Here is a 22,229-nt window from a genome sequence, read left to right on the forward strand (position 1 = left end):
TATGCCTGCCTTGGGGGCTCGGACACGCGGCTCGATGGCTGGCCTAGCCGCGGAGCATGCAAGCCCTTCAGCACACGATAAGCGCCAGGATGCGAACGGCTCGATACGCCATACCCGGCGATGCTGGATGCGCTCACTCCTCGTGCATGCCCAGGATCCAGTCGACCAGCTGTCGGGCCTCCTCCTCACTTACCTCGGGGCGCTGCATACCCGGTTCCGGCATGGTCGCGGAGCCCCAGTGGTCCTCGCCTCCCGTGAGCACGACATCGACCAGATAGCCTTTCATCTCGCCCCCGGCGTATTTCGCGGCGATGCTGCTGAAGCCGGGTGCCCGGGGGGTCATGTCTTCCCGGCCATGGCAACTCAGGCATTGCTTCTCTTCAGCCAGTTGCTGCATGTCGCCATGCATGTCGGCGCCGGCAGAGACGGCTCCCAGTAACAGACAGCCGGTTGCCATCGATAGGATGAGTGTCTTCATCTCCTTGCCCCTCTATTATTTTCTAATTAAGCAATAATCATTTTCTAGATGTCTCCATCAAGGATGCAGAAGACATCTTCCTTCAACGTAGACGAGCCCACCCCCCCGAGCCATCACCGGACCACGGCCCGTTGACCGTCGTCAGGCGTCGACGCCCGTCGGGGGCAACGGCATCCGTGAAAGGGGGGATGGGCGGGGGGCCGAGGTCGTCGGCCGCCATCGTGTCGACGCCGGGGCGACCGGGGCGCTCGTGCCGAGGGGGCTCGGCCAGATGAGCCCCCTCGCCCCGGCATCAGGGCAGGGGCGAGGAGAGGGACAGCGCCGGTGGGCCTTAGCCGAACAGGGCGCCGGCGATGCGGAAGCCGGCGATCCAGGTGCCGGCGGCGGAACCCAGGGTGGCGGTGAGGAAGACCAGCAGGGTGCGCGAGACCCGATTGCGCCACCAGCCCTTCAGCTCGGTGACGTCATGCCGCAGGGTGGCGAAGTCGCGTACCTTGGGCTTGCGCATGGCCAGCTCCACGCCGGCGGCCACGAAGCCGGCGCCGATGGTGGGGTTGAGCGAGGTGAGCGGGGCGGCCACCACGGTGGCGGCCACGGTCACCGGGTGGGCCAGGGCCACCAGGGTGGCGAGCCCCGAGAGCACCCCGTTGATCAGGAACCACTCGCCGACCAGTTGCCAGCCCAGCTGGGTATTGCGCGAGAAGCCGATGGCGAAGCCCGTGAGCACCAGCACGGTGATTGCCCAGGGCAGGGCCTTCCAGAGCCGAGAGGGGGGTGGGGTGGCCTCCAGGGCCTCGCGCTCCGGGCGGGGCGCCTCGGGCAGCGGTCTTTCCAGGTGCTCGGCCATGCCCTTGAGGTGGCCGGCGCCGATCACCACCAGCACGTGGCGATAGCGCCCCGGGGGGCACTGCTCGGCCAGCCGCAGCACCATGTAGCGATCCCGCTCGCTGATCAGCGGCGTGTAGAGGGTCTCGGACTCGGCGGCGAACTCGCTGAAGGTGGACTCCAGCACGTCGCCCTCCTTGAGCCGCTCGATGTCCGCGGCGGAGACGTCCTGGCGCGACAGCACCCCGCCGAGCAGCCCGGTGAACAGCGAGAAACGCTGCCACCAGGGCACGTTGTGATAGATCCGCTTGAGGGTCACCCCCACGTCACGGTCGATCAGCACCAGCGGCAGGTCCCGGGCCCGGGTCTCCTCGAGGGCGGCGCGCATCTCGGCACCGGGCTCGATCCCGGACTGCTCGGCGACCCGTTGCTGGAAGGCGCCCAGGGCCAGGCTGGCGGCCACCATGCCGGCCTTGCCCTGGCGGAAGATCTGGAAGAGGTCCTGCTCGCCCAGGGCGTCCGGGTTGGCCAGGTTCTGGTGGCGGGAGTCGCACAGCTCGATGGCCACGGCGTCGAACTCACCGGAATCGATCAGCGTACGGACCTCGGCGGCGCTTTCCGCCGAGACATGGGCGGTGCCCAGCAGGGTGTAGCGGGTCTCGCCCACCTGGAGGGTGCGGCGCGGGCCGAGGGTGGCCGCCTGTTCGTCGGGCGCGATCACGGTGTCCTGGGAGTCGGTCATGGACGCTCGGGTCTGGAGGGTGGAGGCTCGATTATCCACGAAGCCCACCGGCGGGCCAAACCCGCCGTGACGCTTGCATCGGCTTTCCTACTTGCGCCAGAAGGCGGGGGTGAACAGCACCAGTACGGTGAAGATCTCCAGGCGGCCCAGCAGCATGGCCACCACCAGGATCCACTTGGCCAGGGACGGCAGGTCGCCGTAATGGGCACTGGCCTCCCCCAGCGCCGGGCCCAGGTTGTTCAGCGCCGAGCCCACCGTGGACCAGGCCGTGACCTGGTCGACCCCGGTGGCCATCACGCCCACCAGCATCAGGAAGAACAGCATCACATAGGCGGAGAAGAAGCCCCAGACCGCCTGGGCGATGCCATCGGGGACGCTGACCTTGCCGATCTTGACGGTGATCACCGCATTGGGATGGATCAGGCGCATCACCTCGCGCATGCCCTGCTTGAGGATCAGGATGATGCGGATCACCTTCATGCCGCCGCCGGTGGATCCCGAGCAGCCGCCGACGAAGGCGGTCACGAACAGCAGGAAGGGCAGGGCGCCGGGCCAGAGCGAGAAGTCGGCGACCGCGAAGCCGGCGGTGGTGGCGATGGAGACCACCTCGAAGAGGGCATGGCGCAGGCCGCGGGTGGTCTCGGAGACCTCGGTGAGCCACAGCGAGATGGCCGTGATCGCCACCAGCCCGGCGAGGAAGAGCATCAGGAAGCGGGCTTCCGGGTCCTGGAAGTAGTGGATCAGGCTGCGCTGGCGCCAGGCCAGGAAATGCAGGCTGTAGCTCATCGCCGAGATGAACAGGAAGAAGACGCAGACCAGCTCGATGGCGGCGCTGTCATAGTAGCCGATGCTGGCGTCATGGGTGGAGAAGCCGCCGATGGCCACCGTGGAGAAGCTGTGGCCCAGGGCATCGAACCAGTCCATGCCGGCGGCCATGTAGGCCAGCATGCAGGTCGCGGTCAACGCCGCGTAGATGTACCACAGGGCCTTGGCGGTCTCGGTGATGCGCGGGGTCAGCTTGGAGTCCTTGAGGGGCCCCGGGATCTCGGTGCGGTACAGGGCCATGCCGCCGACGCCGAGGGTCGGCAGGATGGCCACGGCCAGTACCACGATCCCCATGCCGCCGAGCCATTGCAGCTGCTGGCGGTAGTAGAGGATGGCCTTGGGCAGCAGGTCGATGCCGGTGATCACGGTGGCGCCGGTGGTGGTGAGCCCGGAGAAGGACTCGAAGACGGCATCGGTGGGCGTCAGCGCCGAGGCGCCGGTCAGCATCAGCGGCAGGGCCCCGAACAGCCCCAGTACCGTCCAGAACAGCGCCGCGATCAGGAAGCCGTCCCGGGTGCGCAGTTCCTTGCCGGCCTGGCGGTTGGGCAGGTACATCATCGCCCCGGTCCCGACGGTGATGCCGAGCGCCACCGCGAAGGCCTCCCACATGCCGTCGGCGAACAGCAGCGAGATGAGGATCGGCGGCACCATGGTCAGGCTGAACATCATCAGCAGCAGGCCCAGGATGCGCAGGATCATGCGCAGGCTCATGCAGTGGCTCTCCTCGTCGTCCTTGGCGGCATGGCGGCCCCGTCAGAAGAAGGTCAGGCCGACCTGGAAGAGCCGCTCCACGTCACGGATGCGGCGCTTGTCGATGACGAACAGGATGAGGTGATCGCCCGACTCGACCACCACGTCGTCATGGGCGATCAGCACCTCCTTGCCGCGCACGATGGCGCCGATGGTGGTGCCGCTGGGCAGGTCGATGTCGCCGATCGCCCGGCCCACCACCTTGGAGGTCTGGGTATCGCCGTGGGCGATGGCCTCGATGGCCTCGGCGGCCCCCCGGCGCAGCGAGTGCACGTTGACGATATCGCCGCGGCGCACATGGGTCAGCAGGCTGCCGATGGTGGCCTGCTGGGGCGAGATGGCGATGTCGATCTCGCCGCCCTGCACCAGGTCCACGTAGGCGGCGTTGTTGATCAGGGTGAGGACCTTCTTGGCCCCCATGCGCTTGGCCAGCAGCGACGACATGATGTTGACCTCGTCGTCGTTGGTCAGCGCGCAGAAGATGTCGCAGTCCTCGATGTTCTCCTCTTCCAGCAGGCGCTTGCTGGTGGCGCTGCCATGGAGCACCACGGTGCGGTCCAGGCGCTCGGAGAGCTGGGTGCAGCGCTCGAGGTTGTGCTCGACGATCTTGACCTGGTGGCTGTGTTCCAGGTGTTCGGCGAGGCGCTCGCCGATGTTGCCGCCGCCGACGATGATCACCCGGCGGAAGTCCCGCTCGAGGCGGCGCAGCTCGCTCATCACCGCCCGGATGTCGCGGCGGGCGGCGATGAAGAACACCTCGTCGTCGGCCTCGATGACGGTGTCGCCGCGGGGGATGATCGGTCGGTTGCGACGGTAGATGGCGGCGACGCGGGTATCGACGCTGGGCATGTGGCGGCGCAGGAAACCCAGCTCCTGGCCCACCAGGGGGCCGCCGTAGAAGGCCTTGACCGCCACCAGCTGGACCAGGCCGCCGGCGAACTCCAGTACCTGCAGGGCACCGGGGTGCTCGATCAGCCGGCGGATATGGTCCGTGACCACCTGCTCGGGGCTGATCAGCACGTCGATGGGCACCGGCTCGTGGGCGAACAGTCCCTTGCGGGTCAGGTAGGCGGTGGCGCGGACCCGGGCGATCTTGGTGGGGGTGCGGAAGAGGGTGTAGGCGACCTGACAGGCGATCATGTTCACCTCGTCGGAGTTGGTCACCGCGATCAGCATGTCGGCGTCCTCGCAGCCGGCCTGACGCAGCACCATGGGATAGGAGCCGGCGCCGTGCACGGTGCGGATGTCGAGCCGGGTATGCAGCTCACGCAGCCGGTCGGCGTCGGTGTCCACCACCGTGATGTCGTTCTCTTCGCGTGCCAGGTGCTCGGCCAGGGTCCCGCCGACCTGGCCGGCGCCGAGGATGATGATCTTCATCGGGTCTCGCAGTCCGCAGCGGAACGACGGCGCAGCGGGTGCGCCGTCGCATGGGTGGCGGCAAGCCTAAACCAGCCGGGGAAGGAAGAACAGGGGCTGGCCGGTCAGTCCAGGGTGAAGCCCACCTTGAGGGTCACCTGCCAGTGGGCCACCTTGCCGTGCTCGATATGGCCGCGGGTGTCGGTGACCTCGAACCAGCGCATGCTGTGCAGGCTCTCCGAGGCCTTGCGCAGGGCGGCCTGGATGGCGTCCTCGATGCCCGTCTCGGAGGTCCCGGTCAGCTCGATGTGCTTGTAGGTATGGCTCATGTCGTCGTCCTTTGGCAGCGGGGAAATGACGAGGCTGCCGACAAGCTACTGCGCTCGGTCATGCGACGTAAAACCTCCCTCGTGCGCAAGCCCGGTCAGGGCGTCCCCGTCGAAAGGCGCGATCACATGCTCGTAAGCGGCGCTTTCTCGGTTGGCGCTGCCCGGGCTGACCTTCGCTCGTGACATCTGTCGGCGCCCTCTGGCCGCTCAGGCGGCCCGCTTCCTCAGTCTGGCATAGAAGAAGCCGTCATGGCTGTCGATGCTCGGCAGCAGTTGGCGGCCCGCTCCGGCGGGCCGGCCCCAGGCCACCGCCTGGGGCATGGTCGCCTCGGCATCCGGGGTGCGCGCCAGGAAGGCGTCGATCTGGTCGGCGTTCTCTTCCGGCAGCACCGAGCAGGTGGCATAGAGCAGGGTGCCCCCCGGGGCCAGCAGCGGCCAGAGATTGTCCAGCAGCCGGGCCTGGAGCTCGGCCAGCCGGGGGATGTCCGAGGGGCGGCGAAGACGCTTGATGTCCGGATGGCGGCGGATCACCCCGCTGCCCGAGCAGGGGGCGTCCAGCAGGATGGCATCGAAGGGGGTGCCGTCCCACCACTCGCGCCGGGTGGCGTCGCCATGCACGAGGTCGGCGGACAGCCCGAGCCGCGCCAGGGTGTCCTCGACCCGCGCCAGACGGGCGTCATCGCTGTCGATGGCCTTGAGGTCGATGTCGAACTGCTCCAGCAGGTGGGCGGTCTTGCCCCCGGGCGCGCAGCAGGCGTCCAGCACCCGGGCGCCGGGGCGCGGGGCGAGGACCGGGCCGAGCAGCACGGCGGCGAGCTGGGCGGCCTCGTCCTGGACGCTGATCAGGCCCTCCCGGAAGCCTGGCAGGGTCGCGACGTCCCGGGGCTCGTCCAGGGTGATCCCGTCCGGCGCATGGAGACACAGCCGGGCGTGGATCCCCGGGGCATCCAGGCGGTCGTGATACATCTCGCGGTCGCCATGACGGCGGTTGACCCGCAGGGTCATGGGCCCGGGGCGGTTGTTGGCCTCGCAGATGGCCCGCCAGTCGTCCGGCCAGGCCTGGCGGAACGCCTTGAGCCACCACTTGGGATGCAGCAGGGCGACCGCCGGGTCCTTGTCCACCTCGGCCTGGAGGTCGGTGGCTTCGCGCTGCAGCCGGCGAAGGCAGCCGTTGATCACCCGGGTGGCCCAGGCCTTGTCGAGCAGGCGGGCCGCCCCGGCGGTCTCGCCCACGGCGGCGTGGGCCGGGACGCGCAGGTAGAGCAGCTGGTAGATGCCCACCAGCAGCAGGGCCTGGACGTCGGCGTCGCGGGCCTTGAAGGGTTTTTCCAGCAGCTTGCCCGCCAGTGCCTCGAGCCGGCACAGGGTCCGGCAGGTGCCGAAGCACAGCTCCTTGAACAGGCCGCGGTCCCGGGCCACCACCTGGTGGTCGTCGAGGTTGTTGAGCGAGCCCTTGCCGGTGATCACCGGGGCGATGGCCCGGGCGGCGGCGGCGCGCACGGTCAGGCCGTTGTCGAGGGACTTGGTGCGTCCGGTGCCGTTGCGCTGGGTCATGCGGAGGCCTCCCGAGCCGAGGCGCCCAGGCGGGTGCCGGGGGTGAAGCGATCCGCGCGAGCCTTGAGCAACTCGCGCACGTCCAGGGCCTTGCCCCCGGGGAGCTGGGCACGGGTCACGCGCAGCACCTCGTCGCCGGCCGGGCCGCAGGCGATGCGCAGGGCATCGTCATCCGGAGCGAGCAGGGTGCCGGGCGCGACGGGCTCGCCCCGCTCCGATCCGGCCTCGGCCATCAGCAGGCGCAGGCGGTCATCGCCCGCGGCGCACCAGGCCACCGGCCAGGGATTGAAGGCCCGGATCCGGGCGGCCAGCGACTCGGCGCCCTGGCGGAAGTCGAGCTCGGCCTCGGCCTTGGAGAGCTTGGCGGCGTAGGTGACGCCGTCGGCCGGCTGGGGAGTGGCCTCGAGCCCCCCGCCGCCCAGGGCGTCCAGGGCCTCGACCAGCGCCTCGCCGCCCAGCCGGGCCAGGGTGTCGTGCAGCTCGCCGCCGGTGGTGGTGGCGGTCATGGGCGTGCGCCGGACCAGCAGCATGTCACCGGTGTCCAGGCCCTCGTCCATCTGCATGATGGTCACGCCGCTCTCGGCGTCGCCGGCCTCGATGGCCCGCTGGATGGGGGCCGCACCGCGCCAGCGTGGCAGCAGGGAGGCGTGGACGTTGATGCAGCCGAGGCGCGGTGTGTCGAGCACCGCCCTCGGCAGGATCAGGCCGTAGGCCACCACCACCATGAGGTCCGCCTGCAGGGCGGCCAGCTCCGCCTGGGCCTCCGGCGTCTTGAGCGAGGCCGGTTGGTACACCGGAAGGTCATGCTCCCGGGCCAGGGCCTTGACGGGGCTGGGAGTCAGCTTGCGGCCACGGCCGGCGGGCCGGTCGGGCTGGGTGTAGACGGCGACGACGCGGTGGGAGCTCGCCAGCAGGGCCGCCAGGCTCTCGGCGGCGAAATCGGGCGTGCCGGCGAAGATGACGCGCAGGGGTCGGGACATGGATCGAGGGCCTTGCCGGAATGAATGCTTCCTATGATAACGGAGCGGGGCGCAAACGACGAAGGCCGGCGCCATCAACGGCACCGGCCTTCTCGAGCGATCACGGGGCTGGGGTCAGGCGGGCTGACCGAGCTTGTGACGCTTCTGCATCTTCTTCATCACCCGGTCGCGCTTGAGCGGCGACAGGTAGTCGACGAAGAGCACCCCCTGCAGGTGGTCGCATTCGTGCTGAATGCAGTGAGCCAGCAGGCCCTCGGCCTCGAGCTCGTAGGGCTGGCCGTCGCGGTCCAGGGCCTCGAGCCGGACCTTCAGGGCGCGGGGTACATCGGCATAGTACTCGGGGATCGACAGGCACCCTTCCTGCATCGGCTCACGCTCCTCGCCGATGGGGGTGTACGCGGGGTTGATCAACACCAGCGGGGTGCTCTGGTCGTCGCTGACGTCCATGACGATGACCCGGCGATGCACGTCCACCTGGGTGGCCGCCAGGCCGATGCCGCGAGCGTCGTACATGGTCTCGAGCATGTCATCGACCAGCTGGCGCACCTCGTCGTCGACCGTCTCGACGGGGGCCGCCTTGGTACGCAGCCGCTCGTCGGGGAATTCGAGAATGGGGAGTTTGGCCATGGCGTTGGTGTCACCGTTATGCTGTCATTCAGGATATGCGGCTATTCTAAAAGCCGGCGGCATACCGGGGGAACCGGGATGCACGCATCGTATCGATAGCATCTGACTATACCACGGCGGCGAGGTTCCTTGCGCCGTCGCGGGGTCACGAGGCGGGGGACGACGGGGATGAGGCAGATGAAACGCAGCAAGCTCGCAAGGCGCTGGCTGGCAGGGGTTGCCCTGGGAATGCTCGCGGGTGCCGTCCAGGCTCAGGGGCTTTCCTGGGAGGATGGCCTGCAGGACGACGCCCCGGATCGCTATACCGTGGTCAAGGGCGACACCCTCTGGGACATTTCCGGCCGCTTCCTGCAGCATCCCTGGCAATGGCCCGAGGTGTGGCGTGTCAACCCGCAGATCGACAATCCCCACCTGATCTACCCGGGAGATGTCGTCTTCCTCTACGACTGCGGCGGGCGCCCCTGCCTGGGGCTGGAACGCGGCCAAGGCATCGTGCGGCTCTCGCCCGAGATTCGCACCATCCCGCACCGCGAGGCCATCGAGCCCATTCCCCTGGAGTCGGTCCGGCACTTCCTCCGCGAGCATCGGGTCATCGCCGACCCCGATGCCCTCGACGAGCTGGCCTATGTGGTGGCCGGCAACGACGGCCGGCTGATCAGCGGGGCGGGCGACCGCTTCTATGCCCGTGGCGCCGTCGCGGGCGGCGGCCGCTTCGGCATCTACCGTGTCGGCGAGCGCTACCACGATGCCAGCAGCGGGGAGCTGCTGGGGCTCGAGCTGGAGAGTGTGGGCGAGGCCCGGCGGCTGCGCCAGGAGGACGACATCGTGGTGATGGAGGCCACCCGCACCCGTCAGGAGATCCGCAGCGACGACATCATCCTGCCGCTCGAGGACCGGGCCCTGGTCACCGAATTCCAGCCCCGGGCGCCGGAACAGGAAGTGGATGGCCGCATCCTGGCCGTGCCGGGCGGGGTGCGCTTCATCGGTCGCCTGCAGGTGGTGGCGCTGGATCGCGGCACGCGCGACGGCCTGGCGCCGGGACATGTGCTGGCGGTGGAGCAGCGCGGCGAGCTGGTCCAGGACCCCCGCACCGGCGAACCCTTGCGTCTGCCGGGCGAGGACGCCGGCCTGGTGATGGTCTTTCGCCCCTACGAGAAGATGAGCTATGGCCTGGTGATGCGTGCCACCCGCACCCTGGCGGTGGGCGATCGCCTCCATAACCCGCGTCCCGCGCTCGGCACGGCGCAACGCTAGACGCCGGCCGCCCCATGGAACCTTCGGCCAGGGAATGGCGGCTGTTGGCCCGGCTCCCCGGCGTGGGAGCGGTCGGGCTGGCCGAACTCGCCGCCCGCGGTCCCGCCTGGCCGGAGGGCTGGCTGGCGGTCCTGCCGCCTCCGGCGGCCTCGGCCCTCAGGCTTTGGCTCGATCACCCCGCCCGAAGCCCGCTCTCCGCCGTCCTCGAGGCCGACGAGGCCTGGCTCGCGGCGCATCCCGACCGTCACCTGTTGTCTCCCGGGCATGCCCACTGGCCGGCACTGCTCCGTCAGATCCCGGATCCGCCGCCGCTCCTCTGGGCCTGGGGAGACCTGGAGGCGCTGACGCCGCCGCGGCTGGCCATGGTCGGCTCCCGCCGGCCGACCCGGGAGGGGGTGGGCAACGCCGCCGGCTTTGCCCGAGCCCTGGCCGAGCGGGGCTGGAGCGTGGTCAGCGGCATGGCGCTGGGCATCGATGGCGCCGCCCAGCAGGCGGCCCTGGAGGCCGGCGGGCGGAGCGTGGGGGTGCTGGGTTGCGGGGTGGACGTGGTCTATCCCGCCCGCCATCGGCGCCTGTACCAACGACTGCGAGAGCCCGGCGGGCTGCTGCTCGCCGAGCATCCGCCGGGAACTCCCGCCCGCCCGGCCTACTTCCCGAGGCGCAACCGCATCGTCACCGGGTTGTCGCTCGGGGTGCTGGTGGTGGAGGCCGCCGAGCGCAGCGGCTCCCTGGTCAGCGCCCGGCTGGCCGGCGAGCAGGGACGCGAGGTGTTCGCGCTCCCGGGCTCGATCCACAACCCCCAGGCACGAGGCTGCCTCGGGTTGATCCGGGACGGTGCGGTGCTGGTACGCGACCTCGACGATATCCTCGCCGAGCTGCCGGCGTGGCACGCCCCGGCGCAGGGAGCTCCCGAATCCCCGGGGGAGGCTGGTCCGGGCAAGGACGATCCCCTGCTCGGCTGGCTCAGCGACACCCCGACCCCGGTGGACGCCCTGGTGTCCCTGACCGGCCTGCCGGTGGCCGACTGCCAGCGCCGTCTGCTGGCCCTGGAGCTCGAGGGATGCGCCAGTGCGACCGCCGGCGGCTGGGTGCGCCTGCCGAGTCCACGGGGGGCATGCTAGAATCCGGGGCCACGTTCACTGCCGTCGATTCGCTGACATGACCCAGGACACTTCGCTCGATGCCGCCGTCGCCGCCCTGCGTGACGGCGGCGTGATCGCCTATCCCACCGAGGCCGTCTGGGGGCTGGGCTGCGACCCGGACGACGAGGCCGCCCTGACCCGGCTGCTGGACCTCAAGCGGCGCGACCCCGCCAAGGGGGTCATCCTGGTGGCCGCCGACCTCGATCAGTTCGCCCCCTGGCTGGAGGGCCTGACCGCCGCCCAGCGCGAGGCGCTGGGACGGCCGCAACCGACCCCCACCACCTGGCTGGTGCCCGACAACGGCCGAGCCCTGCCGCTGGTCCGCGGGGACCATGACCGGGTGGCGCTGCGGGTCAGCGACCATCCGCTGGTCGCCGCCCTGTGCCGCGCCTTCGGCGGACCCATCGTGTCGACCTCCGCCAATCGGGCCGGCGAGCCGCCGGCGATGAGCGCCGAGGCGATCGGCGCGATCTTCGGCGATGGCCTCGATGCCGTCCTCGACGGTCCCCTGGGCGGCCACGACCGCCCCAGCACCATCCGCGACCTGCTCACCGGCCGGGTGCTGCGCGCCTGAGCACGCATGTCGAAACGTCCGGCGAGATGAGCGCCGGGGACAAGGCGAAGCGAGGGTCTTTTGACCAGGGGTGAGGAGCACTGCTCCGAACGGGCGGGCCATGGACGGCCCGCACCGGCCCTGCAAGCGGCGCAGGATGCAAGAGCGCCGCAGGGCAAAAGTAGCGCCCAAGGAAGGGTTTACAGCGCCCTCGCGATGGTCCGGCACGCCGGGGCTTGGCGCCGAAACAGCTCATCTTCCACCTCAGGACCATCCGAATCCCGGTTCGCCCACTATCAAGGAGGCCATGTGGCCCACGCCAACCTCGACGACGTCAAGACCTACCTGCTCGACCTTCAGGACCGGCTGTGTGATGCCCTGGCCGCGGAAGACGGCCGGGCCGGCTTCCGCGAGGACGCCTGGCAGCGCGCCGACGCCCGCGGTGGCCGCTCCCGGGTGATCGAGCACGGCGCCCTGTTCGAGAAGGGCGGCGTCAACTTCTCCCACGTCTACGGCGCCACCCTGCCGCCCTCGGCCACCGCCGCCCGGCCCGAGCTGGCCGGGCGGGGCTTCCACGCCGTGGGCGTCTCCTGGGTGCTGCATCCCGAGAACCCCCATGTGCCCACCAGCCACGGCAACGTGCGCTTCCTGATCGCCGAGAAGGCCGGCGAGGCGCCGGTGTGGTGGTTCGGCGGCGGCTACGACCTGACGCCCTTCTACCCGGTGCTCGAGGACGTCCGGCACTGGCACCGGGTGGCCCGGGACGCCTGCGCGCCCTTCGGCGAGGAGGTCTATCCGCGCTACAAGGCCTGGTGCGACGACTACTTCTACCTCAAGCACCGCGACGAGACCCGCGGCGTCGGCGGGCTCTTCTTCGACGACCTCAACGAGGGCGGCTTCGAGCATTGCTTCGCCTTCCAGCGGGCGGTGGGCGACAGCTTCCTGGACGCCTACCTGCCCATCGTGCGCCGCCGCCGCGAGACGCCCTGGGGCGAGCGGGAGCGGGACTTCCAGCTCTATCGCCGCGGCCGCTACGTGGAGTTCAACCTGGTCTGGGATCGCGGCACGCTGTTCGGCCTGCAGAGCGGCGGCCGCACCGAGTCGATCCTGATGTCGATGCCCCCGCTGGCTCGCTGGGAGTATGCCTGGGAGCCCGAGCCGGGCAGCCCGGAGGCGGAACTCTACGAGAACTATCTGGCACCCCGCGACTGGTTGGGGGAGGAAGCACGGGAGAATCAGGCATGACCGATCGTTACTGCGTCTTCGGCCACCCCATCGGCCATTCCAGGTCACCGGCCATCCATGCCGCCTTCGCCGAACAGACCGGGGAGGCCATCGAGTACACGGCCATCGAGGCGCCCCTGGACGACTTCGTCGGCGCCTGGCGGGCCTTCGTCGCCGCCGGCGGCCGCGGTGCCAACGTCACCGTGCCCTTCAAGGAGGAGGCCTGCCGGCTGTGCGACGACCTGAGCCCCCGGGCCCGGCGGGCGGGGGCGGTGAACACCCTGATCCTCGAGGCCGATGGCCGCACCCGGGGGGATACCACCGATGGCGCGGGCCTGGTGAGCGACCTGGCGCGCCAGGGGGTGACCCTGGCCGGTGCCCGGGTGCTGGTGCTGGGGGCCGGCGGGGCGGTGCGCGGCGTGCTGGAGCCGCTGCTCGCGGAAGGGCCGGCGACGCTGCACGTCGCCAATCGCACCGCCGAGAAGGCCCGGGCCCTGGCCGCGGACTTCAAGGATCTGGGGCCGGTGAGCGGCGGCGGTTTCGACGGCGTGGCGGGGCCCTACGACCTGGTGATCAACGGCACCAGCGCGAGTCTCGGCGGCGAGCTGCCGCCGCTGCCCGAGGCGCTCTTCGCTCCGGGAGCCACCGCCTACGACATGATGTACGGCGCCGAGCCCACCGTCTTCCTGCGCTGGGCCGGCGAGCGCGGCGCCCGGACCATCGACGGCCTGGGCATGCTGGTGGGACAGGCGGCGGAATCCTTCTTCCTGTGGCGTGGCAGGCGCCCGGACGTCGTCCCCGTGCTGGAGGCGCTCAGGAAGGCGCTATAGCGCGGAAGGCCGGATGCGCCCGCTGCGTGGGCGCATCCGGCGAAGCCTCGGCCATGGCCGTGGTAGATGCGCTGTCGCTTATCTCCCCTGCGGCGGCGGTCGGCGATCCCCGGGCTCAACGGCGCTTGACGTAGAGTCCCACCATGCAGCAGGCCAGGCCGGCGACCGACACCAGCATGCCGCCGTTGACCAGCCAGGGCCGGCGGTCGATCCAGGGCACGAAGGGTTGCGGGGTGTCGCGGCAGACGCCCTCGACGTAGTCCCAGTGGCCGTCCTGGAGCAGCAGGCACTCCCGGGCGTCGCTCAGCTCCAGGAAGTAGACGCCCATCAGCGCCAGGATCGGCAGGACCAGCAGCAGCAGTCCGATTCTCATCAGCATCGATATGTCCTTGAGGGATCAGCCGCACCTCGGGGGGCGGCCGGCCCGGCGGGCCTGTTCATAGAGGGGCAACACCCCGGGGATCTCGGCCTCGAGGCCGGCGATGCGCTGGCCATGGCTCGGGTGGGTGGACATCCACTCCGGCGGCCGGGCGCCCCCGGCACGGCCCATGTTCTGCCACAGCGCCACGCTGGCCCGTGGGTCGAAGCCGGCCCCGGCCATCAGCCGCAGGCCGAGCACGTCGGCCTCGCTCTCGTGACGCCGCGAGAAGGGCAGCAGGATGCCGTACTTGGCGCCCATGCCCAGGGCCGCCATGACCTGTTCGCCGCCCGGCCCCTCGAGGCCGGCGGCCGAGGACAGCACCGACAGGCCGAGCTGGGTGGCGGTCTGGGTCGAGGCCCGCTCGTTGGCGTGCCGGGCCAGGACGTGGGCGATCTCGTGGCCGATGACCGCGGCCAGCTGGTCCTGGTTCTCGGCGATCTCCAGCAGGCCGAGGTTCACCCCCACGTAACCGCCGGGCAGGGCGAAGGCGTTGGCCGAGTCGTCGTCGAAGACCCGCACCTGCCAGCCGCCGTCCCCCGCCTCGGGCGGCAGGGTGGCGACGATGGCATCGGTGACGCACTGCACGTAGCGGTAGGGGGCGCCCCCCACCGTGGGCGTGTCCCGCTGGTACTGGGCGAAGGCCTGGGCGCCCATCTGGTCGAGCTGCGCCTCGGAGAGCAGGGTGAGGCGCGAGCGGCCGGTGGGCGAGGTGGTGCAGGCGGCCAGGGCGACGGCGAGCGTCGCCACGACGAGGGGGCGAATCCAGCGCATGGGTGACCTCCTGGAGCCGGCCATGGCGGAGCCACTGGACGGCGGATTGGGGTTCGCCACAAGATACCCCGACCACCCGCGAGGTCAACCGCGAAACCTGCAAGCACGGAGGAAGTCCATGGACGACGAGCTGGCCCGCCGCCTGACCCAGCTGCTGGAGCGCGTGGAGCCCTGGCTGCCGCCGCCTGCCGAGGGCGTCGACTGGGCGCGTGACATCGCCGCCCTCTGGGAACGCCATGCCCTGGGCGGCCGCCTGGTCCCGGTGCCGCCCCGGGATGCCCTGGCCCTCGACGACCTGCTCGGCATCGAGCGCCAGAAGCGGGCCCTGGTCGACAACACCCGAGCCTTCCTGCAGGGGTGGCCCGCCAACCATGCCCTGCTGTGGGGCGCCCGGGGCAGCGGCAAGTCGTCGCTGGTGCGGGCGCTGCTCAACGACCTGGCCGGCGAGGGCCTGCGCCTGGTCCAGGTGGACCGCCATGACCTGGCCAGCCTGCCGGCGCTGGTCAACCAGCTGCGGCACCAGTCCCGGCGCTTCGTGGTCTACTGCGACGATCTGTCCTTCGAGGGCCACGACGACGCCTACAAGGCCCTGAAGAGCGTGCTCGACGGGGCCCTGACCGGGCCGCCGGAGAACGTGTTGCTCTATGCCACCTCCAACCGTCGCCATCTGCTGCCCGAGTCGCTCGCCGACAACGAGGCCACTCGCCTGGTGGGCGACGAGCTGCATCACGGCGATGCCGTGGAGGAGAAGATCTCGCTGTCCGACCGCTTCGGGCTCTGGCTGGCCTTCCATCCCTTCGACCAGGAGGCCTACCTCACGGCCTGCCGCCACTGGACGTCCCGACTCGGGCGCGAGGCGGACTGGAGCGAGGCGGCCCGGGCCGAGGCGATACGTTTCGCCACCCTGCGCGGTGGGCGCAGCGGTCGGGTGGCCTGGCAGTTCGCCTGCCAGTGGATCGGGCGGCGGCGGCTCTACGACGAGTCCTGATCGCCGAGCGGTCGCAGAGTGCCCCCCTCGCCCACGGCCAGGCGCAGGGTCGGCGTCAGCAGCCCGGCCGGCAGGGTCACGCCGAGGCCGCGCAGGTCGCCGGGGGTGATCGACAGCTGGCTGCCGGCGGGCAGCTTGCCGCGGCTCGCCAGCTGGGTGGCCAGTTCCACCAGCGGCGTCATTCGCGCCGGGTCCGAGGTGGGGATGTCGAAGGCCACGGGCAGGCGCAGCTTGGCGTCCTCGGCCGAGGTCAGGGCCACGTCCTCGTCGTAGGTGCCGCCCACCGGCTCGACACCGGGCATGTCGAGCCGCCAGCGGAAGCCGGCCATCTCCACCGCCGGCATGCCCACGGGCAGCCCCAGTCCCATGGCCAGGGTGGCCTGCACCGGCAGGCTGCCCATGCCCAGGCTGGAGGCGATCAGCGGGGCGACGTCGCTGGTGTCCAGGCGGGGATCGATGGCGTAGGGGCCGATGCGCACCTCCTCGACGCCCAGGGAGGTCACCGCCAGGCGGAAGGCGAACAGCCCCGTCTGGGGCAGGGCCAGGCAGCCGCCGAGCAGCAGGGCCAGGCAGCCGGGAATCAGGAAGCGCGCGCGCAGGCGTCGGGGTCGCAGGAACATGAGGACTCTCGCTGACGGGAGGGAGGATGGCGCCGGGACGATCGCCAGGGTCGTGCCGCGGCGTCGACGGGGCGTCGAGAAAGCGCGATGCCCCCCATGGGCGCGACTCTTGTCCCTCCTGGTCAAAAGTTCCTCTCCGTCCCGTCGGCGACGCGCGATGGCGATCGCCTCGGGATGATCTACGTGAACCGCCGGCGCGGGGGCCGGCGGTGGGTACTATCGGCGAGATTCGCCCTCGCGTCGAGAGTCGACGAGCGGCGACGGTGCATGTCGCCGCCGGGAGACATCAGCGGCGGCCGCGCCGCGCCTCCTTGGTGCGGCCGAGCTCGCGCTTCTTGGCCTTCTCCCGGTCGCTGGCGCCGGCCATGTTGTCGTAGGGGTTCTTGCCGGATCGGAACTCGAAGCGCATCGGCGTGCCGCGCACCTTCAGCACCTTGCGGAAGGTGTTGGTCAGGTAACGCTTGTAGGCTTCCGGAAGCGAGCCCGTCTGGTTGCCGTGGACCACGATGATCGGCGGGTTGGTCCCCCCCTGGTGGGCCATGCGCAGCTTGATGCGTCGGCCGTGGATCATCGGCGGCTGGTGCTGCTCGACGGCGTCCTGGAGGATGTGGGTCAGGCGATTGGTCGACCAGTGGCTGTTGGCGGACTCGAAGGCCCGCTCCAGGGATGGATACAGATCGCCCACGCCGGTGCCGTGCAGCGCGGAGATGAAGTGCAGGTCGGCGTAGTCGGCGAAGCCCAGGCGGCGCTTGATCTCGGCGCGCATCCTGTCCTTGGCCTCGCTCTCCAGGCCGTCCCACTTGTTCACCGCCAGTACCAGGGCGCGGCCGCTGGTCAACACGTAGTCGAGCAGGTGCAGGTCCTGCTCCACCAGGCCGCTGCGGGCGTCGAGCACCATGATCGCGACATGGCACTCCTTGATGGCCTCCAGGGTCTTGATGATCGAGAACTTCTCGGCCACCTCGCGGACGTTCTTGCGCCGTCGGACGCCGGCGGTATCGACCAGCACATAGGGCTTGCCGCGCCGCTCGTAGGGGATCTCGATGGCGTCCCGGGTGGTGCCGGCCTCGTCGTAGACCACCACCCGCTCCTCGCCGAGCAGGCGGTTGACCAGGGTCGATTTGCCCACGTTGGGCCGGCCGATGACGCCGATGCGGATGCCCTTGGTGCCGGTGTCGGCGGGGATGTCCTCGTCGCGCTCGGGGAAGGGCGCGAGCACCTCCTCGATCAGCGCGGTGACGTTGCGGCCGTGAGCCGCGGCGATGGGGCGCGGGTCGCCGAGGCCGAGCTGCCAGAAGTCGGCCATGGCCGAATGCTCTTCCAGCCCGTCGGTCTTGTTGACCACCAGCCAGGTCTTCTTCTGGTTGATGCGCAGGTGGTTGGCGATGGCCTCGTCGGCCACGGTCAGCCCGGCGCGGCCATCCACCAGGAAGAGCACGATGTCGGCCTCGTCGATGGCCTGCAGCGACTGCTCGGCCATGGCCGCGTCGATGCCTTCCTCGTCGCCGCTGATGCCGCCGGTGTCGATGACCGTGTAGGCCTTGCCGCCGAGCACGCCGTTGCCGTACTTGCGGTCCCGGGTCAGGCCCGGGAAGTCGGCCACCAGGGCGTCGCGGGTACGGGTCAGGCGGTTGAACAGGGTCGACTTGCCCACATTGGGGCGGCCGACCAGAGCGATCACGGGGTTCATGGTTGCAGTTCCAGGGCCTCGAGGCTGCCGTCGTCGGCCAGGGCATAGACGCGGCGGCCGTCGGTGAGCGGGGGGACGCTGAGGCCGGCATCGTCGACGTGGGTGCGGCCGACCAGGCGGCCCTCGCGGGCGTCGATCAGGTGCAGGTAGCCCTCGAAGTCGCCCACCACCAGGCGGCCATCGGCGAAGGCCGGCTCGGTGAGCTCGCGGCCTTCCAGGGCCTCCAGGCGCCACAGGGTGTCGCCGTTGCCGGCGTTCAGGGCGATCAGGTGGCTGGCCTCGTCGACCACGAACAGGAAGTCGCCGACCATGGCGGGCGTATGGTAGCTGGACAGCTCGCGGGACCACAGGATGTCTCCCGAGGTAGCCTCGAGGGCCACCAGGCGGCCGTTGTAGCTGGTCACGAAGAGTCGGCCGTCCGGCGTCAGCACCGGTTGCCCGGCCAGGTCGACCAGCCGCTCGATCTCGCTGCGTCCCTGGGGCGTGGCGATGCGGCGCTCCCACAGTGGCTGGCCGGCGCGGTTGTCCAGGGTGACCAGGCGGCCGTTGGCCAGGCCGGCGAAGGTGACCTGGTCGATCACTCGTGGCGTGCCGGTGCCCCGCAGCGTCAGCGAGGGCCGGGTGGCGTCGTACACCCAGCGTTCGGCGCCGCTCTCGCGGTCCAGGGCGGTCACGCTGCCGTCCACCGCCTGCACCACCAGCAGCTCGCGGCTGGGCTGGGGCGAGGCCAGCACCTCGCTGCTGACCCGGGTGCGCCACAGCACCTCGCCATCGGCCTGGTCCAGGGCCAGCACCTCGCCGTTACGGGTGCCGAGGTAGACCCGATCCGCCACGGCGGTCAGCCCGCTGGAGGCACCGACGGACAGCTCGATGGTCCAGCGGGTCTCGCCGGTGGCGGCATCCAGCGCCTGGACGAGGCCGTGCTGGTCGGCGGCGAACAGGGTGTCACCGTCCAGGGCCGGGGCCAGCGGGTAACCGCCGAGGCCCAGGCCGTCGCCGACCCGCTCGTGCCACAGCACGGTCGCGGTGGTGGTCTCGGCGGTGGCGCCGAGTTCCTTGGGCGGATACTGGGGCTCCACCTGGCCGGCGCAGCCGGCCAGCAGGCCGAGGGCCGCGGTGGCCGCCAGGGCGAGGGTCGTCTTCCTCATGAGGCCTCCTCGACGCCCAGGTCGTCCAGCTTGAGTTGCACCCCGTAGAGCGGCTGGTCGCTGGCCTCGGAGAGGCGCAGGGCCTCCTGCCAGGCGGCCCGGGCCGCCTCAGGGTCGCCGAGGGCGAGATGGGCATCGCCGCGGATATCGGCCCGCTGGGCGGCCAGCGGCGCGGGCATCTCGCCGGCCAGGGTGGCCAGCGCCGCCTCGGCGTCCTCGCCGGCCAGCTGCAGGCGGGCCAGGCGAAGCCGCGCCAGCCCCTGCAGGTAGGGCCGCTCGCCGTCGGCGATGAGGCGCTCCAGGGCGGCACGCGCCGCGGCGGTGTCGCCGGCCTGGACGGCCAGGCGGGCATCGAGCAGCAGGGCCAGGTCGGCGTAGAGGCTGCCGCCGTGGTCCTCGGTGAGGGTGGTCACCAGGGTCTCGGCCTGCCGGCGGGCGGCCTCGTCCAGGGCGTCCTGTCCGCTCAGCGTCAGCAGCTGCTGGTAGCGCTGGGAGGCGGCCTCGGCCTGCCCGGCCTGGTAGTCCTGCCAGGCCTTCCAGCCGAAGACCCCCGCGGCGGCGATCACCGCGCCCGCGATCAGCGAGGTGCCGTTCTCCTTCCACCAGCGCTTGAGGGCTTCCAGCTGTTCTTCTTCGGTTCTCATCTCCGCCACGGGCGGTCTCCTTTGCTTCCGCGGGCCGTCAGGCGAGGGGCTCGCCTGCCAGCAGGGATGTGAGGGTCTCGGCGAGGGTCGCCTGCTCGAGGCGCTGTTGCTCGCGGTCCTCGCGCAGGAACTTCAGGGTCACGGCGTTCTCGGCCAGCTCGTCCTCGCCGAGCAGCAGCGCCAGGCGGGCACCGCTCTTGTCGGCCTTCTTGATGCGGCTCTTGAAGCTGCCGCCGCCGCAGTGCAGCTGCGCTCGCAGCTCGGGCATGGCCTCGCGCAGCCGCTCGGCCAGCAGCAGGGCCGCGGGCTCGGCGGCCTCGTCCATCGGCAGCAGGTAGACGTCCAGCTCGCCGCGGGCCTCGTCGGGGACCAGGTCCAGGGTGTCGAGCAGCAGCACCAGGTGCTCGATGCCCATGGCGAAGCCCACCGCGGGCACCGGCTTGCCGCCGAGCTGCTCCACCAGGCCGTCGAAGCGTCCGCCGGCGCAGACCGTGCCCTGGCTGCCCAGCGCCGTGGTGGTCCACTCGAAGACGGTGCGGGTGTAGTAGTCCAGGCCGCGCACCAGGCGCGGGTTGACCACGTAGGCGATGCCGGCGGCGTCGAGCATGGCGGTGAGCCGCTCGAAGTGGTCCTTCGAGGCCTCGTCCAGGTGATCCATCAGCCGCGGGGCGTCGGCCAGCATGGCCGCCATGTCCGGGTTCTTGGAGTCGAGGATGCGCAGCGGGTTGGTGGTCAGCCGCCGGCGCGAGTCCTCGTCCAGGACATCAAGGTGGGCCTCGAAGTAGCTCACCAGCTTGTCGCGGTAGGCGCTGCGGGCCTCCGGGGAGCCCAGGGAGTTGAGCTCCAGGGTGACGTGCTCGAACAGGCCGAGTTGCTTCCACAGCCGGGCCGACAGCAGGATCAGCTCGGCGTCGATGTCCGGCCCCTCGAGGCCGAAGCACTCCACGCCGACCTGGTGGAACTGGCGGTAGCGGCCCTTCTGGGGACGCTCGTGCCGGAACATCGGGCCCTGGTACCAGAGGCGCTGGGTCTGGTTGTGCAGCAGGCCGTGCTCCAGGGCGGCGCGCACGCAGCTCGCCGTGCCCTCGGGCCGCAGGGTGAGGCTGTCGCCGTTGCGGTCCTCGAAGGTGTACATCTCCTTCTCGACGATGTCGGTGACCTCGCCGATGGAGCGCTTGAACAGCGCGGTCTGCTCGACGATGGGGGTGCGGATCTCGTCATAGCCGTAGCGGCCCATGAGCGCGCGCACCTGGCCCTCGAAGTACTGCCAGAGGGGGGACTGGTCCGGCAGCAGGTCGTTCATGCCACGAATGGCCTGGATCTTCTTGCTCAATGCTTGCTCCTTGTCGGGGCGCCGGGGATCAGGCGTCCCGGGCGATGACATCCTGCTCGGCCTGCTGCTTCTCGCGGACCTTGTCGCGGATCAGCCGCTCCAGGTCGTCGACCAGGTGGTCGTTGCGCAGCTTGCTGGCCGGCTTGCCGTCGATGTAGACGAGGTTGGCGGGGCTGCCGCCGGTCAGGCCGATGTCGCTCTCCTTCGCCTCGCCGGGCCCGTTGACCACGCAGCCGATCACCGAGACGTCGAGCGGAGTGAGCACGTCGTCGAGGCGTTCCTCGAGGGCGTTCATGGTGCCGATGACGTCGAAGTTCTGGCGCGAGCAGCTGGGGCAGGCGACGAAGTTGATGCCCTTGGCGCGCAGCCGCAGGCTCTTGAGCATGTCGAAGCCGACCTTGACCTCCTCGACGGGATCGGCGGCCAGCGACACCCGGATGGTGTCGCCGATGCCGTCCATCAGCAGCATGCCCAGCCCGATGGACGACTTGACGGTGCCCGAGCGCAGCCCGCCGGCCTCGGTGATGCCGAGGTGCAGCGGCTGCTCGATACGGCCGGCCAGGTCACGGTAGGCGGCCACGGCCATGAAGACATCGGAGGCCTTGACGCTGACCTTGAAGTCCGGGAAGTCCAGGCGGTCCAGGTGGTCGATATGGCGCATCGCCGACTCGACCAGGGCCTCGGGGGTGGGTTCGCCGTACTTCTTCTGCAGGTCCTTCTCGAGCGAGCCGGCGTTGACGCCGATGCGGATCGGGATGCCGTTGTCCCGGGCCGCCGACACCACTGCCCGGACCCGGTCCTCGCGGCCGATGTTGCCGGGGTTGATGCGCAGGCAGTCGACGCCCAGCTCGGCGACGCGCAGGGCGATACGGTAGTCGAAGTGGATGTCCGCCACCAGGGGCACGTCCACCTCGCGCTTGATGCGGCCGAAGGCCTCGGCGGCGTCCATGCTGGGCACCGAGACCCGCACGATGTCGGCGCCGGCCGTCTCCAGCTGGCGGATCTGCGCCACGGTGGCGGCCACGTCCAGGGTGTCGGTGTTGGTCATGCTCTGGACGGAGATGGGGGCGCCGCCGCCGACCGGCACCTGGCCGACATGGATGCGGCGCGACTGGCGTCGGGTGATGGGCGATGTAGCGTGCATG

At 70.6% G+C, this 22,229-nt stretch carries 22 protein-coding genes; 6 read left to right on the forward strand and 16 right to left on the reverse strand.

Features of this window, described 5'->3' with window-relative positions; translation table 11 throughout:
* Nucleotides 1-133 precede the first annotated feature (133 nt).
* The 8 genes from BEI_RS01960 to def all read right to left on the reverse strand — a co-directional run bounded on the left by BEI_RS01960 (nucleotide 134) and on the right by def (nucleotide 8,466).
* Nucleotides 134-478 carry a c-type cytochrome gene (locus BEI_RS01960; protein WP_227644542.1) on the reverse strand — a complete coding sequence of 115 codons (345 nt, stop codon included), beginning with the start codon at nucleotides 476-478 and terminating at the stop codon, nucleotides 134-136.
* A gap of 331 nt (nucleotides 479-809) precedes the next feature.
* A complete protein-coding gene (locus BEI_RS01965) occupies nucleotides 810-2,045 on the reverse strand; it encodes a TraB/GumN family protein (RefSeq protein WP_097787928.1) in 1,236 nt (411 codons plus the stop codon).
* An 87-nt stretch (nucleotides 2,046-2,132) separates the two neighbouring features.
* Nucleotides 2,133-3,581, reverse strand: coding sequence for a TrkH family potassium uptake protein (locus BEI_RS01970; RefSeq protein WP_097787929.1), 1,449 nt, complete (start codon nucleotides 3,579-3,581; stop codon nucleotides 2,133-2,135).
* A gap of 42 nt (nucleotides 3,582-3,623) precedes the next feature.
* The gene (trkA, locus tag BEI_RS01975) at nucleotides 3,624-4,997 is read right to left on the reverse strand and encodes a Trk system potassium transporter TrkA (RefSeq protein ID WP_097787930.1); all 1,374 of its coding nucleotides are present in this window, start codon (nucleotides 4,995-4,997) and stop codon (nucleotides 3,624-3,626) included.
* A gap of 104 nt (nucleotides 4,998-5,101) precedes the next feature.
* Nucleotides 5,102-5,305 (reverse strand): dodecin, encoded by a 204-nt coding sequence (locus BEI_RS01980; protein ID WP_097787931.1) that lies wholly within the window; start codon nucleotides 5,303-5,305, stop codon nucleotides 5,102-5,104.
* A gap of 207 nt (nucleotides 5,306-5,512) precedes the next feature.
* Entirely contained in the window at nucleotides 5,513-6,859 is a 1,347-nt protein-coding gene (gene rsmB, locus BEI_RS01985; protein WP_097787932.1) for a 16S rRNA (cytosine(967)-C(5))-methyltransferase RsmB, read from the reverse strand.
* On the reverse strand, nucleotides 6,856-7,839 hold the full coding sequence (gene fmt / locus BEI_RS01990) for a methionyl-tRNA formyltransferase (protein ID WP_097787933.1): 984 nt from the start codon (nucleotides 7,837-7,839) through the stop codon (nucleotides 6,856-6,858). Before fmt ends, rsmB begins: the two co-directional genes overlap by 4 nt.
* 114 nt (nucleotides 7,840-7,953) lie before the next feature.
* Nucleotides 7,954-8,466, reverse strand: coding sequence for a peptide deformylase (gene def, locus BEI_RS01995; RefSeq protein ID WP_097787934.1), 513 nt, complete (start codon nucleotides 8,464-8,466; stop codon nucleotides 7,954-7,956).
* Between the two features lie 168 nt (nucleotides 8,467-8,634).
* Here def and BEI_RS02000 point away from each other — a divergent pair, with 168 nt between their 5' ends.
* The 5 genes from BEI_RS02000 (at nucleotide 8,635) to aroE (ending at nucleotide 13,469) form a co-directional block, all read left to right on the forward strand.
* A complete protein-coding gene (locus BEI_RS02000) occupies nucleotides 8,635-9,720 on the forward strand; it encodes a LysM peptidoglycan-binding domain-containing protein (RefSeq protein ID WP_227644543.1) in 1,086 nt (361 codons plus the stop codon).
* A gap of 14 nt (nucleotides 9,721-9,734) precedes the next feature.
* Nucleotides 9,735-10,841, forward strand: a complete 1,107-nt coding sequence (dprA, locus tag BEI_RS02005) for a DNA-processing protein DprA (RefSeq protein ID WP_097787936.1) — start codon at nucleotides 9,735-9,737, stop codon at nucleotides 10,839-10,841.
* A 37-nt stretch (nucleotides 10,842-10,878) separates the two neighbouring features.
* Complete coding sequence (gene tsaC, locus BEI_RS02010; protein ID WP_097787937.1) at nucleotides 10,879-11,436, forward strand: L-threonylcarbamoyladenylate synthase type 1 TsaC; 558 nt, start codon at nucleotides 10,879-10,881, stop codon at nucleotides 11,434-11,436.
* Between the two features lie 288 nt (nucleotides 11,437-11,724).
* Nucleotides 11,725-12,660 (forward strand): oxygen-dependent coproporphyrinogen oxidase, encoded by a 936-nt coding sequence (gene hemF, locus BEI_RS02015; RefSeq protein WP_097787938.1) that lies wholly within the window; start codon nucleotides 11,725-11,727, stop codon nucleotides 12,658-12,660.
* Nucleotides 12,657-13,469 (forward strand): shikimate dehydrogenase, encoded by an 813-nt coding sequence (aroE, locus tag BEI_RS02020; protein ID WP_097787939.1) that lies wholly within the window; start codon nucleotides 12,657-12,659, stop codon nucleotides 13,467-13,469. Before hemF ends, aroE begins: the two co-directional genes overlap by 4 nt.
* Nucleotides 13,470-13,584: 115 nt before the next feature.
* Here aroE and BEI_RS02025 read toward each other — a convergent pair whose 3' ends face one another.
* Nucleotides 13,585-13,848: a hypothetical protein gene (locus BEI_RS02025; protein WP_338035689.1), complete on the reverse strand. Its 264-nt coding sequence runs from the start codon at nucleotides 13,846-13,848 to the stop codon at nucleotides 13,585-13,587.
* A gap of 18 nt (nucleotides 13,849-13,866) precedes the next feature.
* Nucleotides 13,867-14,661: a M48 family metallopeptidase gene (locus tag BEI_RS02030; RefSeq protein WP_097787940.1), complete on the reverse strand. Its 795-nt coding sequence runs from the start codon at nucleotides 14,659-14,661 to the stop codon at nucleotides 13,867-13,869.
* A gap of 118 nt (nucleotides 14,662-14,779) precedes the next feature.
* Here BEI_RS02030 and BEI_RS02035 point away from each other — a divergent pair, with 118 nt between their 5' ends.
* Nucleotides 14,780-15,649, forward strand: a complete 870-nt coding sequence (locus BEI_RS02035; RefSeq protein WP_097787941.1) for an ATP-binding protein — start codon at nucleotides 14,780-14,782, stop codon at nucleotides 15,647-15,649.
* Here BEI_RS02035 and BEI_RS02040 read toward each other — a convergent pair.
* The 6 genes from BEI_RS02040 to ispG all read right to left on the reverse strand — a co-directional run bounded on the left by BEI_RS02040 (nucleotide 15,634) and on the right by ispG (nucleotide 22,228).
* Nucleotides 15,634-16,269 (reverse strand): hypothetical protein, encoded by a 636-nt coding sequence (locus tag BEI_RS02040; protein ID WP_097787942.1) that lies wholly within the window; start codon nucleotides 16,267-16,269, stop codon nucleotides 15,634-15,636. The two genes, BEI_RS02035 and BEI_RS02040, sit on opposite strands and share 16 nt — an antisense overlap.
* 286 nt (nucleotides 16,270-16,555) lie before the next feature.
* Nucleotides 16,556-17,959: a ribosome biogenesis GTPase Der gene (der, locus tag BEI_RS02045; protein ID WP_097787943.1), complete on the reverse strand. Its 1,404-nt coding sequence runs from the start codon at nucleotides 17,957-17,959 to the stop codon at nucleotides 16,556-16,558.
* Complete coding sequence (gene bamB, locus BEI_RS02050; protein WP_097787944.1) at nucleotides 17,956-19,107, reverse strand: outer membrane protein assembly factor BamB; 1,152 nt, start codon at nucleotides 19,105-19,107, stop codon at nucleotides 17,956-17,958. The genes der and bamB overlap by 4 nt, the downstream gene beginning before the upstream one ends.
* Complete coding sequence (locus BEI_RS02055) at nucleotides 19,104-19,760, reverse strand: YfgM family protein (protein WP_097787945.1); 657 nt, start codon at nucleotides 19,758-19,760, stop codon at nucleotides 19,104-19,106. Before BEI_RS02055 ends, bamB begins: the two co-directional genes overlap by 4 nt.
* 28 nt (nucleotides 19,761-19,788) lie before the next feature.
* Nucleotides 19,789-21,135: a histidine--tRNA ligase gene (gene hisS, locus BEI_RS02060; RefSeq protein WP_097787946.1), complete on the reverse strand. Its 1,347-nt coding sequence runs from the start codon at nucleotides 21,133-21,135 to the stop codon at nucleotides 19,789-19,791.
* Nucleotides 21,113-22,228 carry a flavodoxin-dependent (E)-4-hydroxy-3-methylbut-2-enyl-diphosphate synthase gene (gene ispG, locus BEI_RS02065; protein ID WP_097787947.1) on the reverse strand — a complete coding sequence of 372 codons (1,116 nt, stop codon included), beginning with the start codon at nucleotides 22,226-22,228 and terminating at the stop codon, nucleotides 21,113-21,115. The genes hisS and ispG overlap by 23 nt, the downstream gene beginning before the upstream one ends.
* Nucleotide 22,229: the final 1 nt, after the last annotated feature.

The organism is Halomonas beimenensis, from assembly GCF_002549795.1.
Taxonomy (GTDB): Bacteria; Pseudomonadota; Gammaproteobacteria; order Pseudomonadales; family Halomonadaceae; genus Halomonas; species Halomonas beimenensis.

Coding starts and splice junctions, on each gene's coding strand:
- BEI_RS01960 (WP_227644542.1), bottom strand. CDS start 478: ATGAAGACACTCATCCTATCGATGGCAACCGGCTGTCTGTTACTGGGA.
- BEI_RS01965 (WP_097787928.1), bottom strand. CDS start 2,045: ATGACCGACTCCCAGGACACCGTGATCGCGCCCGACGAACAGGCGGCC.
- BEI_RS01970 (WP_097787929.1), bottom strand. CDS start 3,581: ATGAGCCTGCGCATGATCCTGCGCATCCTGGGCCTGCTGCTGATGATG.
- trkA (WP_097787930.1), bottom strand. CDS start 4,997: ATGAAGATCATCATCCTCGGCGCCGGCCAGGTCGGCGGGACCCTGGCC.
- BEI_RS01980 (WP_097787931.1), bottom strand. CDS start 5,305: ATGAGCCATACCTACAAGCACATCGAGCTGACCGGGACCTCCGAGACG.
- rsmB (WP_097787932.1), bottom strand. CDS start 6,859: ATGACCCAGCGCAACGGCACCGGACGCACCAAGTCCCTCGACAACGGC.
- fmt (WP_097787933.1), bottom strand. CDS start 7,839: ATGTCCCGACCCCTGCGCGTCATCTTCGCCGGCACGCCCGATTTCGCC.
- def (WP_097787934.1), bottom strand. CDS start 8,466: ATGGCCAAACTCCCCATTCTCGAATTCCCCGACGAGCGGCTGCGTACC.
- BEI_RS02000 (WP_227644543.1), top strand. CDS start 8,635: ATGAGGCAGATGAAACGCAGCAAGCTCGCAAGGCGCTGGCTGGCAGGG.
- dprA (WP_097787936.1), top strand. CDS start 9,735: ATGGAACCTTCGGCCAGGGAATGGCGGCTGTTGGCCCGGCTCCCCGGC.
- tsaC (WP_097787937.1), top strand. CDS start 10,879: ATGACCCAGGACACTTCGCTCGATGCCGCCGTCGCCGCCCTGCGTGAC.
- aroE (WP_097787939.1), top strand. CDS start 12,657: ATGACCGATCGTTACTGCGTCTTCGGCCACCCCATCGGCCATTCCAGG.
- BEI_RS02025 (WP_338035689.1), bottom strand. CDS start 13,848: ATGCTGATGAGAATCGGACTGCTGCTGCTGGTCCTGCCGATCCTGGCG.
- BEI_RS02030 (WP_097787940.1), bottom strand. CDS start 14,661: ATGCGCTGGATTCGCCCCCTCGTCGTGGCGACGCTCGCCGTCGCCCTG.
- BEI_RS02035 (WP_097787941.1), top strand. CDS start 14,780: ATGGACGACGAGCTGGCCCGCCGCCTGACCCAGCTGCTGGAGCGCGTG.
- BEI_RS02040 (WP_097787942.1), bottom strand. CDS start 16,269: ATGTTCCTGCGACCCCGACGCCTGCGCGCGCGCTTCCTGATTCCCGGC.
- der (WP_097787943.1), bottom strand. CDS start 17,959: ATGAACCCCGTGATCGCTCTGGTCGGCCGCCCCAATGTGGGCAAGTCG.
- bamB (WP_097787944.1), bottom strand. CDS start 19,107: ATGAGGAAGACGACCCTCGCCCTGGCGGCCACCGCGGCCCTCGGCCTG.
- hisS (WP_097787946.1), bottom strand. CDS start 21,135: ATGTCATCGCCCGGGACGCCTGATCCCCGGCGCCCCGACAAGGAGCAA.
- ispG (WP_097787947.1), bottom strand. CDS start 22,228: ATGCACGCTACATCGCCCATCACCCGACGCCAGTCGCGCCGCATCCAT.